Below are 17,043 nucleotides of genomic sequence, written 5' to 3'. Positions count from 1 at the left end.
TCGACTGACTTGGCGTCAGTTCACATGGCAAGACGAATGGTCTCAGCATCCGAGCATCGGCGTACGGTGTGGGAACCGGGGACCCGGTTCGTCGAGAAGGGGTAGAGCCATGTCGAAAGCACAGGAGACGGCCGTCTACACGCACGGACACCACGAGTCGGTGCTGCGCTCGCACACCTGGCGGACCGCCGCCAACTCGGCGGCCTACCTGCTCGGTTCACTGAAGCCGCACATGAGGATCCTGGACATCGGCTGCGGCCCGGGCACCATCACCGCCGACCTGGCCGCCCTGGTCCCCGACGGACACGTCACCGGCGTCGACCACGCGCCGGGGATCCTGGAGCAGGCGCGGGCCACGGCCGCCGAGCGGGGCCTGACCAACACCGACTTCGCGGTGGCCGACGTCCACGCCCTGGACCACCCGGACGACACGTTCTGCGTCGTCCACGCCCACCAGGTGCTCCAGCACGTGGGCGACCCGGTGCAGGCGTTGCGCGAGATGCTGCGGGTGACGAAGCCGGGCGGCTACGTCGCCGTCCGCGACTCGGACTACGCGGCGATGACCTGGTACCCCGCCTCGTCCGGGATGGACGGCTGGCTGGACCTGTACCGGCGGGTGGCCCGGGCCAACGGCGGCGAGCCGGACGCGGGACGCCGGCTGAAGTCCTGGGCGCTGAGCGCCGGATTCACGGACATCACGGCCACCTCCGCCACCTGGACGTTCAGCACGCCCGAGGAGCGGGCCTGGTGGAGCGGCCTGTGGGCCGACCGGACCGTGGCCTCCGCGTACGCGGAGCGCGCCACCCGGGGCGGCCACGCCACGGCGGAGGAACTGCGCGCCGTGGCGGAGGCCTGGCGGGAGTGGGGGCGGCGGGAGGACGGCTGGTTCGCCGTCCTGCACGCGGAGATCCTGTGCCGCAAGGCCACCTGAATGGCCACCTGATCCGCGGGCGGTTCGGGGACGTTCCGTAAAGGAAACGAGAATGATTCCTGCAATGCGGGAAACACGCATTGCAGGAGGTTGACACTATGGTTCCCGTTCTGCTGGTTCTGCTGCTGGTGCTGATTCTCTTCGGTGCCGGATTCGCGGTGAAGTTGCTCTGGTGGATCGCGCTCGCGGTTCTCGTTCTCTGGCTGCTCGGCTTCCTGGCTCGCGGGACCACGTCCGCGGGAGGCAGGGGCCGCTGGTACAGGTGGTGAACCGAAGGCGGCGAAGCACCACCCGCTTCCCCCGGGCGTGAGCGACTCACTCCCGGGGAAGCAGCGGCCCCAACGGCCCGAGGTCCAGATTCAGGTCCTCGGGCCGCAGTCCGTAGCGGTCCCGCAACTCGCCCATGCGGTCGTCGAGCAGCATCAGCGTGAGCCCGATCCGCTCCTCCTGCTCCTCGTTCAGGTCGCCCGTGTCGAAGCGGCGCAGCGCCTGCCGTTCCATCAGCTGGCGCAGCAACTCCACGACGGTCAGAACGAGTTTCACCAGATCGCGCTCGACCGTGTCGGGCTCGAGGTCGAGATGCTTGCGGCGTTCGGTCACAGCGACTCCCCCCAGGGCGACGGCACCTGCTCGTTGACCGAGCTGATCAGCGCGTTGAGATCGATGCGGACCAGGTCGACGTCCGCGATGCGCAGGGTGATGTCCCCCGTGATGACGACCCCGCCGGCCAGCAGCCGGTCGAGCAGGTCGACGAGGGCGACCTCGCGGCGCTCCACCACGGTCATGCGCCCTCCCCCGGCTCACCGGCGGATTCCACGAAAGAATAGGCAGCCCACGGTCCCGTGAGTTCCACTCGCATTCCGGATTCCTCCCCCTTGGTGCGGTCCACCATTTCCACGAATTCCTCGGAATCCGCGCGGGGGACGAGATAGGCGGCGTTGAGCACATTCTGTCCGGACGCCTTGGACAGGGCGGAGTTCTGCGGCGGGTGGAGCCGGGAATCCTCGGCGTGCGCCGACAGCGTCTCGTGGAGACTTCCGGCGAACCGCTCGGCACGCTGCCAGGTGTCGTCCTGGGCCTGGGCCTTCCTGCGCCGCTGCATCAGGTAGTCCCGGCCCGAGGCGGGCTTCGTCACCGCCGCCTCGGGCTCCTGCGCCTCGGGCTCGACATACACCTTCACGCCCCACTCCACCCGCCCGGCGAGGCGTTCCAGGACGCGCCGGAAGTCCTCCTCGCGCTCCTCCATCATCACGCGGACGCCGCTGTCGTCCCGGAACACCGTGGCGAGCCGGAGCGGCAGCGGTGTGGTGACGGCCGTGAGGGCGTCGATCACCTGCTGATGGGCACGGGCGGTCTCCGTCAGCCAGTCCAGGTCCTCCAGACGGCGCCGGAGCGGCTCCTCGGCGAAGTCCCGCTCCGGCACATGGCTGACCACGGCGATCAGGCCGCGGTGGGTGAGCAGTCTGGGCGGATCGCCCGCCACCCCCGACAGGTCGGCCTGGAGGGGCGCGCCAAGGGGGTGACAGACGGCGTACACGTACCGCAGTCCGGTCATGGTGACTCCTCTCGGACGTCCTCGGGGGCGCGGCTCTCCTTCGAGGCGCGCCCCTCCTTCAGGGCCCGGCTCTTCTCCGGGGCACGACCCAGCTCCAGTTCCTCCAGCCGGGCCAGCCGTTCACGCAACTCGGCGTTCTCACGCGCGAGTTCGTTGCGGCGGGCGCCGGAGGACAGGGCCGGGTCGTCCTCCCACCAGTCGATGCCCATCTCCTTGGCCTTGTCGACCGAGGCGACGATCAGACGGAGCTTGATGGTGAGCAGTTCGATGTCGAGCAGGTTGATCCGGATGTCGCCCGCGATGACGATGCCCTTGTCCAGGACACGTTCCAGGATGTCGGCCAGGTTGGCGCCGCCGCCCTGGCCGTACGGCTCCGGCATCCGGCTCGGCATGCTCATCGCCGGCTCCTCCCCCTGCCGCGGCGGGTGTCCTCGGCCTGGGGCTCCTCCTCGGGCTCCTCCTCGTACTCGTCGTACTCGTCCTCGGCCGCCTCGGGCTCGCCCTCCTCCTCTTCCTCTTCCTCGTCCTCGTACTCGCCCTCGGGCTCGGCTTCCTCGTCCTCGGGCTCGTCCTCGGCGTACGGGCCGTCCTCCTCGTCCTCGTACTCCTCCTCATCGTCCTCCCGGCCGCCGTCCTCGGCATCCCGCGCCTCGGCGCCCTCCTCCGGCTCGCCGTTCTCCTCGGGCTCGCCGTTCTCGTCGTTCTCCTCGTCCTCCTCGGCCACCGCGTCCTCGTGGGACTTGACGACCTCGCCGTCGCGGATCTCACCGCGCCAGCTGTCCTGCGCCTCCCCCTTGATGGTGATGAAGCGGGCGTAGTTCTTCAGGTCGAGGCGGGCCCGGCGGCCCTGGGCGCGCCAGATGTTGCCGGTCTTCTCGAACAGACCCGTCGGGTAGTACTCGATGACCAGCAGGATCCGGGTGAGGCTCGGGGCGAGCTCATGGAAGGAGACGACACCCTTCGTGGTGCCCTTGGCGCCCTCCGAGGTCCAGGCGATCCGGTCGTCCGGCACCTGTTCGGTGGTCTTCGCCTTCCAGCTCCGGTTGGACCAGAAGACCTTCGCCTGCCAGTCGCTGGTGGTGTCGTCGGCGCGGTTCGCGCTCTTGACGCCCTTGGCGAAGGTGCTGAAGTCCTGGTACTGCGTCCACTGGTCGTAGGCGGTGCGCAGCGGCACGCCGACGTCGATCGTCTCCATGATCACGGTCGGCTTCTTGCCGGCGCTCTTCTTGCCCTTGCCGCCCTTGCCACCGAGGTTCTTGAACGCCCCGGTCACCTTGTCCTTGATCCGCGAGCCGCCGAGCTCCATCGCGGTGCGCAGCGGTCCCTTGCCCTCGGCGACCTTGCGGCCGCCTTCGAGGGCGAGCTTGGCGAAGCCGGGGCTGTTGCCCTCGGCGATGTCGTTCAGCTTGGCGGTGGTGTCCCCGAGCTTGTGCCCGACGCCGGTCAGCAGGCGGGTGGCCTGCGCGGCGAGGTACTCCTGCACCTCTGCCTTCAGCCGGTCGGCGGCCTCGCTGTTGGCGACTCCGGAGAGCGGGTTGCCGCCGCCCGCCGACTTGCCGGCCGCGGAGGTCGCGGACTTGGCCGATCCGAGGGTCTCGGTCATCGGTCGTCGCCTCCCTTCGGCCGCCGGGCCCGGGTGCCGGTACCCGAGGCAGCCCTCGATGCGGTCCTCGCGCCCGTCTTACGGGTCGACGCGGTCTTCTTCGCGGCGGTGGCGCGGGCCGGAGCCTTCTTGGCGGGCGCCTTCTTCGCGGGGGCCTTCTTGGCCGTCTTCTTCGCGGGCGCCTTCTTCGCGGGCGCCTTCTTGGCGGGCGCCTTCTTGGCCGTCTTCCTCGGCGGCTCCTCCTCGCCCTCTTCGTCCTCGTCCGCTTCGTCCTCGTCGGCCTCGTCCTCGTCGGCCTCGTCCTCGTCGGCCTCTTCGGCCTCGTCCTCGTCGGCCTCTTCGGCCTCGTCCTCGTCGTTCTCGGAGCCCTCCGGCTCCTCGTCCTCGTCGGCGTCCTGAGGCTCGTCGTCGTACTCGTCGTCCGCCTCTTCGTCCGCCTCGTCGTCCTCCCGGCCGCCGGGCACGACGCCCTCGAGCTGGTCGCGCACCTCGGCCGTGCGGCCGTGCAGCCGGTCCGCGAGCGCGTCGATCTGGCGCTCGACCATGGCGCCGGAAGCGGCCTTGCCGACCCCGCGCAGATCCTGGCGCAGCTGGTCCCCGATCTCCTTGAACTGCGGGTTGTCCCGCAGTTGCTGGGAGACCAGGTCCGCGATGCCCTTGGGGGTCAGGTTCAGCTTCTTGCCGGCCACGAAGGAACCGACGGCCAGCGCCAGTTTCAGTTTCTTGGTGCGCCCGAGGAGATATCCGGCCCCGACCGCGAGTCCCACTGCCGTCCGGTTCATCCTGTCCACCCGTCGTCCGTTCCCGCGCTTCTGCGCGTAGCGCTCTCCAGCCGGTCGAGGAGTACGTCCTCCTCCTCGTCGAACTCCTCCTCAGTGATCTCGCCGGCGTCCAACCGCTGCTCCAGACGGGCGAGTTCGGCTCTGACCGTGGCGGGGTCGTAGTAGATCCGCTCGGCCTCCTTGACCACCTGTTCGATCACCCAGCCGCTGCCGCGCACCGGGGCGAACGGCAGCAGCAGCACCTCTGAGATGAGTCCCATGGCGCACCTGCCTACTCCGTCCCGGCGTCCGCCGTCGCGGCCGGGCCGGGCTCGACGAAGCTGTACGGCGGCAGCGGCCCGTTGACCCGCAGTTCGAGGTGCGGACGGCCCACCCGCAGCTCCTCCGCGGCCTCCAGGAAGCCGGCCGCCGCGTCGCGCTCCACCAGGAACGAGACGTTGACCAGCCAGCCCGTGGACTCGGGGCCCACGCTGGTGGCCGAGGCCAGCGGCGTGAGGCTCTGCTGCACGTCGGCCGCGTCCTCGGCCTCCTTGGCCTTGACCGCGGCGGCGACCATCTCGCCGAGCTGGATCTTCTGCTCGTAACTGCCGCCGCCCGCCTGCCGGTTGGACTCCGCGAGGCCACGCAGTTCGGGGCTGTCCGCCATCACCTGGTGCAGGACCGCCTCTTCGACGTGCGAGGCCTTGATGTTGTACTCGACCTTGCCCTCGAGGGCCCGCAGGCGCTCCTCGTAGTGCTCGGCGCGCTCGGCGAGGACCCCGGTGACCGAACTGTCGTCGGGCGCGACACTGCCGAACCGCATGGGCAGCACGCAGCCGTCGGCACCCGCCTCGGCGAGCACGGTCTGGTGGGCGAGCAGCTCCCTGCGTTTGGGCCGCAGTCCCTCGGGGGCGTCGCTGACGATCGCCGCCAGGGTGCCCTCCTTCAGGACGCGCACCGGCAGGGCGGGGTCGCCGACACCGGACAGCCCGTCCGGAAGGTCCGCGTGCGAACTCGCGACGATGCCGTACACGTAGGTGCTCACTCCTGCTCCTCCTTACGGCGCGCGGTGGTGCTCTTGCGCGTCCGCGGCCGGGGTTCCCGCTCCTCCTCCTTGGAGGAGCCCTCGTCACGGGCCTGCTTGAAGGCGCCGGAGATGGTCTCCGCGGCGCCGGAGAGCGCGCCCTTGGACTTGCCGCGCGCGCCGGACTCGGTGATCTCGCCGACCAGGTCGGGCAGGCCCGGGCTCTTGCGCGGCCCCGCCTCCAGGTCCAGTCGGTTGCACGCCTCGGCGAAGCGCAGATAGGTGTCCACGCTGGCCACAACGACCCGTACGTCGATCTTCAGGATCTCGATTCCGACCAGGGAGACCCGTATGAACGCGTCGATGACGAGACCCCTGTCGAGGACGAGCTCCAGCACGTCGTAGAGGCCGCTGGAGCCGCCTCCACCACCGGACTGTTGTGCCGGGACAACGGTCATGTCGACCGCTCCTCCTTCTGTGTGGATGATCGGGAACGAATGCGGGCCGACGGCCTAGCGGCCGCCCGGCCGATGGGAGTCGGAGCGCCCCCGCTCGTAGCGGCGAACGCGCCGGTAGCCGGTGAGCTGCCCCTGGGGATCGAGATCCACCTGGTAGCTCGCCATCAGGCTCATCGTGTCGGGCACGCGGGCGAGCTCCAGGACCTCGACGTCCAGGGACCAGCCGTCCTCCGTCTGCTCGAAGGAGGAGACGCTCTCGGCGGTCATGCCCGTCAGCTCCGTGAGCTGGGCGCGCGCCTCGCGCAGCACCTCCATGGGGCTCGGCCGGTCCTCCGCCACGTCGTCCTTGCCTTCCCTGTTCGTCGTGGTCCGGGCACGCTCCGGACTCTGTGTTCTCTTTGTTCTCTGGGGTCTCTGGGGCTTCTGGGTTCTTTGTGAAGTCTTATGTGGTTCGCGTGATGCATGTGACTCTGATGTGTCTTTTGTGTTCACCATGGCCACCTCTTCTTCCGGGTGGCCCGAAGGCTCTTGGCCAAACCTTCACGAGGCACGGAGTGCGTCGAGCCGGCGCCTGGCGGGGCCCAGGGCGCGTCCGCGGCCCGGCAGCGCCGACCAGGGACGGGTGTGGGCCTGCTCGGCCGCGTCGGCGATGGTCCAGCGGCGCGGACCGAGCTCCGGATCGCCAAGCTGCTCCCAGCTGACGGGCATGGCGACCGGCGCCCCGGGCAGCGCGCGCACCGCGAAGGGGGCGACGGCCGTCTGCGCGTAGCCGTTGCGCTGGACGTCCAGGTAGAGCCGGTCGCCGCGGTCCTTCTTGCGGGCGGCCGTGGTCAGCCGGTCGGGGTGCTCCGCGACGAGCAGCTCGGCGGCGTCCCGGGCGAAGCCGCGCACCGCGTCGAAGTCGTCGCGCCCGTCGACCGGGACGACGACGTGCAGTCCGCGGGAGCCCGTCGTCATCAGGGCCGAGGGCAGCCGCAGCTGGTCGAGGAGCTCGCCGAGCTGTTCGGCGGCCTCCCGGACGGCGGCGAAAGGGGAGCCGTCGGCCGGGTCGAGGTCGAAGACCATCAGGTCCGGACGGTCGACCCGGCCGACCCGGGAGAGCCAGCGGTGCGGGGTGAGACAGGCCTGGTCGGCGAGGTAGGCGAGGGTGGCGGAGTCGTCGCAGACGGTGTGGCGGACGGTGCCGTCCTCCTTGGCCACCTCGGCCCGCGTGATCCACTCCGGGTAGTGCTCGGGGGTGTTCTTCTGCATGAAGCGGGGGCCTTCGATCCCGTCCGGATGCCGTTCCAGCATCAGCGGACGACCACGCAGCTGCGGCACCATGAAGGCGGCGACCGACCGGTAGTAGGCGACGAGGTCGCCCTTGGTGTACTGCTTCGCGTCCTCGCCGCCCGGGAAGAGCACCTTGTCCGGCCGGTGGACCTCGACGCTGCGCCGGCCCACCCGCACCTTGCGTACGTCGTCACCGCTCACGGCGCGATCGCCTGCTCCACCAGCAGCCGGGCGGACGCGGCGATCGACTCGGCGTCGATGCCCGCCGCGTGCAGCTGCTCGGCCGGGCTCGCCGAGCCGGGCATCGTCCGGACGGCGAGCCGCACCAGCCGGGGCACCGGCCGCCCGTCGAGGAAGGCGTCGAGGACCGCGTCCCCGAGACCGCCCTGCTCGTGGTGGTCCTCCACGCTCAGCAGCAGACCGGTCTCCTCGGCCGCCTGCCGCAGCGTCGCCCGGTCGACCGGCTTGACCGAGTAGAGGTCGACGACCCGGACCGCGATGCCCTCGCCTTCGAGCGCCTCGGCGGCCTTCAGCGCCTCGTGCACGGTGACGCCGGCCGCGACGATCGTGAGCCGGTCACGGTCCGAGGAGCGCAGCACCTTGCTGCCGCCGACGGGGAACTCCTCGTCCGGCCCGTAGAGCACCGGGTCGGCGCCGCGTGAGGTGCGCAGATAGCGGACACCGTCCAGGCCGGCCATGGTGGCGACCAGCCGCGCGGTCTGGTGGGGGTCGCAGGGATAGAGCACGGTCGAGCCGTGCACGGCCCGGAACATCGCCAGGTCCTCCAGACCCATCTGCGAGGGCCCGTCCTGTCCGATGGCGACCCCGGCGTGCGAGCCGACGAGGTTGATCCCGGCCCCGCTGACCGCGGCCATCCGCACGAAGTCGTGGGCGCGGGTCAGGAAGGCGGCGAACGTGGAGGCGTACGGCACCCAGCCGCGCGTCGAGAGACCGACCGCCGCGGCGACGAGCTGCTGTTCGGCGATGTAGCACTCGAAGAACCGGTCGGGGTGCTCCTTGGCGAAGGCCTCGGCGCGGGTGGAGTCGCTCACCTCGCCGTCGAGGGCGACCACGTCCTCGCGGGCAGTGCCGAGCGCCGCGAGGGCCTTGCCGTAGGCGTCACGGGTCGCCACACCCTTCTCGCGGTCCTCTCCCTCCCAGCGGGGCAGCACGAGGGGCCCGGTGGGGACGGAGTGCAGCATGCGGGCGTCGGCCGGCTCGCGCACCCGGACCCGCAGGTCACGGACGCCGCCCAGTTCCGCGACCGCCTCGTCGGCGTCGGGCAGCGGCTTGCCGTGCATGCCCTCGCGGTCCTCGACGGAGCGGACGCCCTTGCCCTTGAGGGTGCGGGCGAGGATCGCGGTGGGCTGCCCCAGGGTGGAGGCGGCCTCGCCGTAGGCGCGGTCGACGGCGTCCACGTCGTGCCCGTCGATCTCTATCGTGTGCCAGCCGAAGGCCTGGAAGCGGCGGGCGTAGGCGTCGAGGTCGTGGCCGTGCCGGGTGGGGCCGCGCTGGCCGAGCCGGTTGACGTCGACGACCACCGTGAGGTTGTCGAGGTGTTCGTGGCCCGCGTGCTCGGCGGCCTCCCACACCGAACCCTCGGCGATCTCGCTGTCGCCGCACAGCACCCACACGCGGTAGCCGACGCGGTCCAGCCGCTTGCCGGCCAGCGCGATGCCGACGCCCACCGGGAGCCCCTGGCCGAGCGAGCCGGTGGCCGTCTCGACCCACGGCAGCCGCTGCGGCGTCGGGTGCCCCTCGAGCCGGCTGCCGAGCGCGCGGAAGGTCAGCAGCTCCTCGTCGTCGATGGCTCCGGCGGCCTTGTAGGCGGAGTACAGCAGCGGGGAGGCATGGCCCTTCGAGAGGACGAAGCGGTCGTTGCCCGGGTGCGCCGGCCGGTCGAAGTCGTACCGGAAGTGGTTCGCGAGCAGGACGGCCATCAGGTCCGCGGCCGACATCGAGGACGTCGGATGCCCGGACCCCGCAGCCGCGGCGGCGCGTACGCTGTCGACCCGCAACTGCTGGCCGAGTTCGATGAGTTCGGCGGTGTCCATCGGGCTACCGGTCTCCTTCCGCGCTGTCGTCGCCGGAGTCGGGCTCGTTCCCCGCCCCGTCCCGGCCGGACGGCTTCCGCGCCGGCCCGGTGCTGTGCCGGCCCACCTCGGGGGTCGGCGAGTCGATCGACTGGGAGCCCTCCTCCGGCGACGACTGGCCCACCCGGGCCCCGCTCCCGCCGCCCGAATGCTGTCCCACCTCGGGGGTCGGCGAGGTGATCGACTGGGAGCCGTCCTCCGGGGAGGGGTGGTGCTCGCCGGACCCGCCGGCCGCCTTCTTCGCGTCGTTCGCCTCGTTCACTTCGTTCCCGTCCTTCATGTCGTTCGCCTCGTTCCTGTCGTCCGTGGTCGTGACGTGTGTGGTCGTGACGTGTGTGGTCGTGCCGTGCGTGGTCGAGCCGTGTGTGGTCGAGCCGTCCGTGGTCGGGTTCGAGCCGTCCGTGCTCGGGCCGTCCGTGCTCGGCTTCGAGCCGTGCGTGCTCGGGCCGTCCGCGCCGTCCGTGCCGTGCACGTCCGCCGCGGTGGCCGCGCCGGGGCCGGATGCCGAGCGTTCGCGTGCGATGTCCCCGGGTGCCCGCGCCAGTTCCGGCGACGCCGTGTCCAGCGGCACCGACCAGGACCGCACCAGCCCCAACTGGACCTCCTGACGCGGGAGTACGGCGTCCAGCAGCCAGTCGGCGGCGACCCGCACGCGGTTGCCGGGCATGGCGGCGAGATGGTAGCCGCGGGTCACCGCGCCGGCCGCGGGGCCGGAGAGATGGACGCCGAGCGGATTGGCCGCGGCCTGCACCCCGCCCAGGTCCACGACGAACCCCAGGTCCTTGTGTCGGTAGGGCCGCAGACCTGCCGCACCGCCGCCCTCGACGAGCGAGGCGGCGACATTGCGCCCGGCCACCTTGCCCTGCCGCCACGCGTGCTGCGCGGTCATCGGCGTGTACTCCCCGGGCCGCTCCAGATCCGGCACGGCGGCCGCGTCGCCGCACGCGAACACCTCGGGCCTGCCCGGCACCTGAAGGGTCGGTTCGACGAGCAGCCGACCGCGTTCCATGGGCAGCCCGAGCCCCTCGGCCAGCGGATCGGGCCGGACGCCCACACACCAGGCCAGGGTGCGGGTGCCGACGAACTCGCCGTCGGTCAGCAGGACTCCCTCGCGGGTCGCCTCCTTGACCGAGGTCCCCGTCCGCACCTCGACGCCCCGTTCGCGCAGCACCCGGTCGGCGGTGCGGGAGAGCCGTTCGTCCAGCTCGGGCAGGACGCGCGACGCGACGTCGAGCAGCAGCCAGCGCGGCCGCATGCCCTGGCGCAGGGGGTGCGCGCGGACCAGGGCGTCGGTCAACAGCTGGCCCTGTGCGGCGACTTCGGTGCCGGTGTAGCCCGCGCCGACGACGACGAAGGTGCAACGCGCCGTGCGTTCCGCCGCATCGGCGCCCGAGGCGGCCAACTCCACCTGCCGGGTGAGGTGATCGCGCAGGTAGAGGGCTTCGGGCAGACCGCGGAAACCGTGTGCGTGCTCGGCGACGCCGGGAACGGGCAGCAGCTTGTTGACGCTGCCGGCGGCGAGCACGAGCCGGTCGTAATCGAGGGTGCCCCGGTCGCCCTCGGGGTTGGTGTAGTGGACGGTGCGCGCGTCGAGGTCGATGTCCGCGGCCTCGCCGAGCACCGGCCGCACCTCACGCAGGGTGCCCGACAGGGAGACGGTGACCCGGCGCGGCTCGAGGATGCCCGCCGCCACCTGGGGCAGCAGGGGCACGTACAGGAAGTAGTCGGTCGGGTTGAGCAGTGTGATGTCGGCCCGGCCCCTGGCCGCCCGCGCGAGGGTGCGGGCCGCCCGGTAGCCGGCGAAGCCGGCTCCGACGATCACGATGCGGGGACGCCTCAAGGTGGGCCTCCGAAGGGGTGCGGGCGGTGTGCGTACGGAGGTTTCCGCGTCCCCCAGGCAGGAGCCCCCAAACGTTGCGCCGGTGTCCCCTCCGGGCCGCCGGTGTCCGGAACGCGACGGCCGCGGGGGGAGGCCGGGAACGCCCGCAGACGCCGGGCGGCCCCGCGGCAGCAGGTGCCGCGGGGCCGCCCGGATGCCGAACACGTGACGCGGGCGCGTCGCTTCGGCCGCGGTGCACCGCGCGTCAGAGCCGGTGCGGCCGCTCGGGGTCGATGTCGTCGGCGCGCGGTGCGCCGCCCGGCTCCGGCACCTGGGCGCCGGGCGCGGTCGGCGGCATCGGCGGGTAGGGCAGGCCGGTACCGCCGGGCGGTGCGGCCGGCGGGGTGCCGCCGACGACCCGGCCGGGGCCCGCGTCCGGCGCGGTCCCGACGCCTGCCGCGGCCGGGGACGAGGCGTGCGGCCTGGCGGCGCCGCGCAGCAGGTACGCCACGGCGGCGAGGATCGCGGCGGTGATGAGTGCCGCGGCCCAGTCCGGCAGGCCGATGTCGAGGGCGAGCCCCACCGCGAGGGCGACGGCCGCGCCCGCGTAGAGGGCGACGGCGCCGGACGCCGCGTACATCATGGCCGTACGGCGCTGCTTGCGGGTCTGCTCGCGCAGTTCCTCGCGGATCGTCTCGCGCGCCACCTGCGCCAGCTCGTCGACCAGATGCTTGTCCAGATGCTCCAGGTGATCCATGCGCTCCATGGGCCTCGGGTACCCGCTGTCATCGACGCTTAACTCCGTGGACGCGCCCGCCGGAGCGTCGGGGAGCGGGCGGGAGCGGGGAGCGGGCGGGGATCGGGTGAAGGGATCACCTCGCCGGGGTCGTCCCAACTAGGCTCGTCCGCATGGACATTCTGGGAGCCACACTGCGTGTCTGTGTCGACGATCTGGAGAGCTCGGTCTCCTTCTACGAGCGGCTGGCGGGCACCGGCGCGCTCCGCTTCGAGCGGGGCGGGGTACAAGTGGCCGCGGTCGGCTGCTTCCTGCTGATGAGCGGGCCCCCGGCCGAACTGGAGCTGCTGCGCAAGGTGGCCGCGACGATCGCGGTAGCGGACGTGGAGGAGGCCCACCGGACCCTCACCGCGCTGGGCGCGGATGTCATCGCCGGTCCGGTACCGACCCCGGTGGGCCGCAACCTGATCGCCCGGCACCCGGACGGCACGGTGTACGAGTACGTCGACCGGCGCGGATCGTGAGGCGCCGGGCGCGGGGAAATTCCGTGGGCGGCGGGTCGTCGCGGACGTAGAGTCGGGCGTTCGACGACAGGCGCGAAGGAGCGGCAGTGAGCGAGCAGCACACCTACCGGGTGATCGTCCGAGGCACCTGGGACGGCCTCACCGACGAGAGCCGGTCCCGCCTCCTCGCCGAGGCCGCCGACCACGGTCTGACGAGTATGCGGTTCACCGAGGAGGGCACGCTGTCGTACGAGCCGTCTCCGCTGAAGCACTTCTCGATGCGGTACGTGGTGGTGTCGGACGCGGCGGACGGCGAGGAGATGGCGGGCGCGCTCGCCGAGGAGCGCGCCGAGGCGACGCTGCGCGAACTCGGCCACGGCTTCACCGGGCTGCGGTCGACGGTCACCGACCTCGACACGATGAAGATCAACTACAAGTCCGCATCTCGACGGTGATCGCCCACCGCTCGTGGTCCCGCCAGGCTCCGTCCATGTAGATCATCTTCGGGGAGAACCCCTCCTTGCGGAAGCCGCAGCCACGGGCGAGGGCGATCGAGGCGACATTGCCGGGCTGCGCGTTGATCTCCAGCCGGTGCAGCCGCATCGGACCGAACGCGTGGTCCATCACGAGGTCGAGCGCCTCGCGCATCAGCCCGCGCCCGGCCGCGTGCGCGAAGGCCCCGTAGCCGAGGGCTCCGCACTGGAAGCCGCCCTCGACGATGTTGTTGATGTTGACGAACCCGGCGACCGCCCCGTCCTCCAGGGTGCACACGAGGAAGCCGGCCTTCGACGGGTCCTCGATCAGCCGGCCCGCGTAGGCCGTGTACGCGTCCGCGGTGAGCGGCGGGAACAGCCACGGGTGGTGCAGGTCCTTGCTCTCCCGCGCGCGGGCGGTGAACTCCGGCCCGTCCTCGTGGGTGAAGTGGCGTATGCCCACGCGGGGGCCCTCGGCGAGGTATCGGGATGCGGTGTGCGGCATCGGCACAGCCTACGACGAGGTCACTTGCGGCGTTTCCTGAAGTACGCGAAGGAGGCTCCGCACAGGGCGCCGATGATCCACATCGCGAGGAGCGCCGTCCACAGCGGCACCGTCACCTCGGGGACCAGCAGCCGGATCTCCGTGGGGCTGGTGTTCTGGAAGATGAAGACCAGGGTGAGGACGGCGAGCGCCAGGACGACGATCCGGCCCGGTGTCAGAGCCTCGTTCCTGCTCCTGGAGGTCTTCGGGCTCATGCCACCAGCCTGGTCCCTGCGCCGCTCGCCCGCACGGCGAGACGCGCCCTCCGGGTGAGGCGCTCCCCGGATCAGCGCAGGGCGGGAGCGTCGAGGGTCAGGGTGCCCTCGTCCGCGTCGAGCACGGCGGACACGCCGAAGGGCACGGTCAGCGCCCCCTCGCAGTGACCGAACCCGAGCTCCTCGACGACGGGGACGCCGAGGCCGCCGAGCCGGTCCACGAGCACCGGGCGCAGCTCCTCGTAGGGGCCGCAGCGGTCCCAGGAGCCGAGCGCCACCCCCTCGACGCCGTCCAGCCAGCCGGTGCGCAGGAGTTGCGTCAGGGCCCGGTCGACGCTGTACGGCCGCTCGCCCACGTCCTCCATCAGCAGCAGCCCGCCGCGGGCACCCGCCCGGGTGTGCGGGGTGCCGTGGCCGGTGGCCAGCAGGGCCAGGCAGCCGCCCAGGGTGACGCCCCGCGCCCGGCCCGGCGCGATGGCCGTACCTGCGGAGGCGAGCGTGCGGACGGTATCCGGGGCGAACAGGGTGGCCCTGAGGTGCTCCTGCCCCCGGGCGCTCTTGATGAAGTCGATGCCCGCGGCCGCGGGCCCGTACAGCGTGACCAGGCCCAGCCGCAGGGCGAACGCCTCGTGCAGGGTGGTGCTGTCGCTGAAGCCGACGAACACCTTCGGTCCGGCCGCCCGCATGGCGTCCCAGTCGAGCAGGTCGACGATCCGCTGGGCGCCGTAGCCGCCGCGTGCGCACAGCACGGCGTCGACGCCCGGATCGCACCAGGCCCGCTGGAGGTCGGCGGCCCGGTCGGCGTCGGTGCCCGCGAGGTACGGCAGCCGGTCGTCCCGGTCCAGTGCGTGCGGGGCGACCACCGGGTCGAGGTCCCAGCCGCGCAGCAGGTCGAGGCCGGCCTCCAGCCGGTCCTCCGCCACCGGTCCGCTGGGCGCGACGACCGCGACCCGGGCGCCGGGGGCGAGCCGGGACGGCCGCACGAGTTCCTTCACCGCACAAGCTCCAACCTGGGGATTCCGGGCGGGCACAGCCCGAACACCTGAGCGTACAGCGACAGCTCGGCCTCCAGGGCGCGCACCGTCGTTGCCGCCTGCCGGAACCCGTGTCCCTCCCCCTCGAACGCCAGGTACGCGTGCGGGACCGGCCGTCCGGCCAGCCGGGCCAGGAACCGCTCGCACTGGGCGGGCGGACAGATCACGTCGTCCAGCCCCTGGAGGAGCAGGAACGGCACGGTGATCCGGTCCGCGTGCTCGATCGGCGAGCGTTCCGCGTAGCGGGCGGGCACCTGCGCGAGCGGCCCGACGAGACTGTCCGGGTAGCGCGACTCGAAGTCGTGGGTCTCCCCCGTCGCCCAGCCCACCAGGTCCAGCACGGGGTAGCGGATCGTGCCGCAGGCGTAGACGTCGGTGGCGGCCAGCGAGACCGCGGCGGTCCAACCGCCCGCGCTGCCGCCCCGGACGGCCAGCCGCCCGCGGTCGGCGGTGCCCTCGTCGGCGAGCGCCAGGGCGACGGCCGCGCAGTCCTCGACGTCGACCACGCCCCACTGCTCGCGCAGCCGCTCCCGGTACTCCCGCCCGTACCCGGTCGAGCCGCCGTAGTCGACCTCGACGACCCCGATGCCCCGGGAGGTGAAGTAGGCGATCTCCAGATCCAGCACGAGCGGGGCGCGGTCGGTGGGCCCGCCGTGCGCCCACACGACGTAGGGCGGCAGTTCGTGGCCGGGCGCGACGTGTCCGGGGTGGTGCGGCGGATAGACGTGGGCGTGGACGTCCCGCCCGTCGGGGCCGGTGAACGTGCGGATGCGGGGCTCGGGGTAGTGGGCCGGGTCCACCGCGTCGTCGTGCGCGGCCCCGATCACCCGGGCCCGGCCGGTGCTGGCGTCCAGCTCCACCACTTCGTACGCGCTGCGCGGACTGGCCGCGACGGCGACGACACGGTCGCCCTGCACCGCGAGGGTGGGCGCGAACTCCGTCCACGGTCCGGCCGCGTCGACCAGCTCGCCGGTCTCCGGGTCGAGGATCCCGAGCACGGTGGCCCCCCGGCCGTGGACGACGGCGACGAGGCCGCTCTCCAGCGGCGCGAACCAGCGCTGCCCCAGCTTCCACAGGGCGCCGCCGAACTCCTCCTCGCGGGGGCAGACGGGCCGGTGGTCGCGGTACAGGTTCCACCAGCCGCCGCGGTCGCTCGTGTACAGCAGGCGGTCCGCCGCGGGCTGCCGTCCGTCCTCCGCGGACCGCTCCCCGTCGCCCGCGGACCGTCGGCCGTGGTCCGGCGACCTCGGCCCGTACGCCGTCACCGGCATCCAGTCGACCTGCGCGATCGACTCCCCCGGGCCGCCGGCCACCACCCGGGCGCCGCTCAGGGTGCCGTCCCGCGCGACGTCGGCGACGACCACCTCCGTGCCCTCCCACGGCATCCGGGGATGGTCCCAGGCCAGCCAGGCGGCCCGGCGCCCGTCGGACGAGAGACGCGCGCCGGTGACGAACCGGTGCCGCCCGTCGGTGAGTTCACGCACGGCGGCCCGGTCGTCGGCGGCCGAGCCGTCCAGCGGCACCGCGGCGAGCACCCGGCGCACGTCGGTCGGCCCCTCGCCCGTGAACTCCTCTAGCACGCACCACACCTCCCCGCGCGCCGTCAGCAACTGCGGCTCCACCCAGCGCAGTCCGCCTCCCACGGACGAGACGGGGGTGAGCGGGCGCGGGCCGCCCCCGGACGCCGACCCGGGCTCGTACACATACAGCCGCTGATCGGCGAAGTGCACGAAGACCACCAGGATCCGGCCCTCGTGCACGACTCCGGCCCAGGGCTGTCCGCCGTACTCGACGACCCGGCTGCGGACGTTCCAGGGCGCCGGCAGTACGGACTCCTCCGTACCGTCGGGCCGGCGCCGGACGAGGGTGCGGCGGCCGTGCTCGGCCGGCCTGGGCGCGGTCCACCACACCTCGTCGCCGACCCAGCCGACGTACTCGGGGCGCCCGTCGTGCGCGGCCGCGAGGGCCGCGTCGATGGGCGAGGGCCAGGAACCGTACGGCAGGACCTGCACGTTCTCCCCG

22 protein-coding genes are annotated in these 17,043 nt (G+C 72.5%); 4 read left to right on the top strand and 18 right to left on the bottom strand.

Annotated elements, in window-relative coordinates:
- Nucleotides 1–109 precede the first annotated feature (109 nt).
- Together AOQ37_RS11715 and AOQ37_RS11710 are read left to right on the top strand one after the other, a co-directional pair.
- A complete protein-coding gene (locus AOQ37_RS11715; protein ID WP_062643991.1) occupies nt 110–931 on the top strand; it encodes a class I SAM-dependent methyltransferase in 822 nt (273 codons plus the stop codon).
- 98 nt (nt 932–1,029) lie between these two features.
- Nucleotides 1,030–1,200 carry a hypothetical protein gene (locus tag AOQ37_RS11710; RefSeq protein ID WP_057602533.1) on the top strand — a complete coding sequence of 57 codons (171 nt, stop codon included), beginning with the start codon at nt 1,030–1,032 and terminating at the stop codon, nt 1,198–1,200.
- Between the two features lie 46 nt (nt 1,201–1,246).
- Here the strand turns inward: AOQ37_RS11710 and AOQ37_RS11705 are convergent, their stop codons facing one another.
- From AOQ37_RS11705 to AOQ37_RS11640, 14 genes are all read right to left on the bottom strand, one after another.
- Nucleotides 1,247–1,531 (bottom strand): gas vesicle protein K, encoded by a 285-nt coding sequence (locus AOQ37_RS11705; RefSeq protein WP_062643990.1) that lies wholly within the window; start codon nt 1,529–1,531, stop codon nt 1,247–1,249.
- Nucleotides 1,528–1,716 (bottom strand): gas vesicle protein, encoded by a 189-nt coding sequence (locus AOQ37_RS11700; RefSeq protein WP_057602494.1) that lies wholly within the window; start codon nt 1,714–1,716, stop codon nt 1,528–1,530. The genes AOQ37_RS11705 and AOQ37_RS11700 overlap by 4 nt, the downstream gene beginning before the upstream one ends.
- Nucleotides 1,713–2,486 (bottom strand): GvpL/GvpF family gas vesicle protein, encoded by a 774-nt coding sequence (locus AOQ37_RS11695; protein WP_062643988.1) that lies wholly within the window; start codon nt 2,484–2,486, stop codon nt 1,713–1,715. The genes AOQ37_RS11700 and AOQ37_RS11695 overlap by 4 nt, the downstream gene beginning before the upstream one ends.
- A complete protein-coding gene (locus AOQ37_RS11690; protein ID WP_062643986.1) occupies nt 2,483–2,884 on the bottom strand; it encodes a gas vesicle protein in 402 nt (133 codons plus the stop codon). Before AOQ37_RS11690 ends, AOQ37_RS11695 begins: the two co-directional genes overlap by 4 nt.
- Nucleotides 2,881–4,089: an SRPBCC family protein gene (locus AOQ37_RS11685; protein WP_062643984.1), complete on the bottom strand. Its 1,209-nt coding sequence runs from the start codon at nt 4,087–4,089 to the stop codon at nt 2,881–2,883. Before AOQ37_RS11685 ends, AOQ37_RS11690 begins: the two co-directional genes overlap by 4 nt.
- On the bottom strand, nt 4,086–4,871 hold the full coding sequence (locus tag AOQ37_RS11680) for a hypothetical protein (protein ID WP_062643983.1): 786 nt from the start codon (nt 4,869–4,871) through the stop codon (nt 4,086–4,088). Before AOQ37_RS11680 ends, AOQ37_RS11685 begins: the two co-directional genes overlap by 4 nt.
- Nucleotides 4,868–5,131, bottom strand: coding sequence for a gas vesicle protein GvpG (locus tag AOQ37_RS11675; protein WP_062643981.1), 264 nt, complete (start codon nt 5,129–5,131; stop codon nt 4,868–4,870). The genes AOQ37_RS11680 and AOQ37_RS11675 overlap by 4 nt, the downstream gene beginning before the upstream one ends.
- A gap of 11 nt (nt 5,132–5,142) precedes the next feature.
- The gene (locus tag AOQ37_RS11670; RefSeq protein WP_062643979.1) at nt 5,143–5,895 is read right to left on the bottom strand and encodes a GvpL/GvpF family gas vesicle protein; all 753 of its coding nucleotides are present in this window, start codon (nt 5,893–5,895) and stop codon (nt 5,143–5,145) included.
- On the bottom strand, nt 5,892–6,332 hold the full coding sequence (locus AOQ37_RS11665) for a gas vesicle structural protein GvpA (protein ID WP_062643977.1): 441 nt from the start codon (nt 6,330–6,332) through the stop codon (nt 5,892–5,894). The genes AOQ37_RS11670 and AOQ37_RS11665 overlap by 4 nt, the downstream gene beginning before the upstream one ends.
- Before the next feature lie 54 nt (nt 6,333–6,386).
- A complete protein-coding gene (locus AOQ37_RS38630) occupies nt 6,387–6,827 on the bottom strand; it encodes a gas vesicle protein GvpO (RefSeq protein ID WP_078890152.1) in 441 nt (146 codons plus the stop codon).
- 45 nt (nt 6,828–6,872) lie between these two features.
- Nucleotides 6,873–7,805, bottom strand: coding sequence for a non-homologous end-joining DNA ligase (ligD, locus tag AOQ37_RS11655; RefSeq protein WP_063781142.1), 933 nt, complete (start codon nt 7,803–7,805; stop codon nt 6,873–6,875).
- A complete protein-coding gene (locus AOQ37_RS11650; protein ID WP_062643974.1) occupies nt 7,802–9,658 on the bottom strand; it encodes a transketolase in 1,857 nt (618 codons plus the stop codon). Before AOQ37_RS11650 ends, ligD begins: the two co-directional genes overlap by 4 nt.
- Before the next feature lie 4 nt (nt 9,659–9,662).
- A complete protein-coding gene (locus AOQ37_RS11645) occupies nt 9,663–11,519 on the bottom strand; it encodes an FAD-dependent oxidoreductase (RefSeq protein WP_234436877.1) in 1,857 nt (618 codons plus the stop codon).
- 262 nt (nt 11,520–11,781) lie between these two features.
- Nucleotides 11,782–12,282 carry a phage holin family protein gene (locus tag AOQ37_RS11640; protein WP_062643973.1) on the bottom strand — a complete coding sequence of 167 codons (501 nt, stop codon included), beginning with the start codon at nt 12,280–12,282 and terminating at the stop codon, nt 11,782–11,784.
- A gap of 143 nt (nt 12,283–12,425) precedes the next feature.
- Here AOQ37_RS11640 and AOQ37_RS11635 point away from each other — a divergent pair, with 143 nt between their 5' ends.
- Nucleotides 12,426–12,776, top strand: coding sequence for a VOC family protein (locus AOQ37_RS11635; protein WP_062643970.1), 351 nt, complete (start codon nt 12,426–12,428; stop codon nt 12,774–12,776).
- Between the two features lie 86 nt (nt 12,777–12,862).
- Complete coding sequence (locus AOQ37_RS11630) at nt 12,863–13,210, top strand: DUF6204 family protein (protein ID WP_062643969.1); 348 nt, start codon at nt 12,863–12,865, stop codon at nt 13,208–13,210.
- Here the strand turns inward: AOQ37_RS11630 and AOQ37_RS11625 are convergent.
- The 4 genes from AOQ37_RS11625 to AOQ37_RS11610 form a co-directional block, all read right to left on the bottom strand.
- The gene (locus AOQ37_RS11625; protein WP_062643967.1) at nt 13,182–13,733 is read right to left on the bottom strand and encodes a GNAT family N-acetyltransferase; all 552 of its coding nucleotides are present in this window, start codon (nt 13,731–13,733) and stop codon (nt 13,182–13,184) included. The genes AOQ37_RS11630 and AOQ37_RS11625 overlap by 29 nt on opposite strands.
- Nucleotides 13,734–13,753: 20 nt before the next feature.
- Nucleotides 13,754–13,987 (bottom strand): lipopolysaccharide assembly protein LapA domain-containing protein, encoded by a 234-nt coding sequence (locus AOQ37_RS11620; protein ID WP_062643964.1) that lies wholly within the window; start codon nt 13,985–13,987, stop codon nt 13,754–13,756.
- A gap of 71 nt (nt 13,988–14,058) precedes the next feature.
- Complete coding sequence (locus AOQ37_RS11615) at nt 14,059–14,982, bottom strand: S66 peptidase family protein (RefSeq protein WP_062643962.1); 924 nt, start codon at nt 14,980–14,982, stop codon at nt 14,059–14,061.
- Complete coding sequence (locus AOQ37_RS11610) at nt 14,979–17,033, bottom strand: S9 family peptidase (RefSeq protein WP_062643960.1); 2,055 nt, start codon at nt 17,031–17,033, stop codon at nt 14,979–14,981. Before AOQ37_RS11610 ends, AOQ37_RS11615 begins: the two co-directional genes overlap by 4 nt.
- Nucleotides 17,034–17,043 lie beyond the last annotated feature (10 nt).

The organism is Streptomyces maremycinicus, from assembly GCF_001184025.1.
Classification (GTDB): domain Bacteria; phylum Actinomycetota; class Actinomycetes; order Streptomycetales; family Streptomycetaceae; genus Streptomyces; species Streptomyces maremycinicus.
Note: the sequence above shows the minus strand (reverse complement) of the source record. Positions and strands in the feature narration are given on the sequence as shown.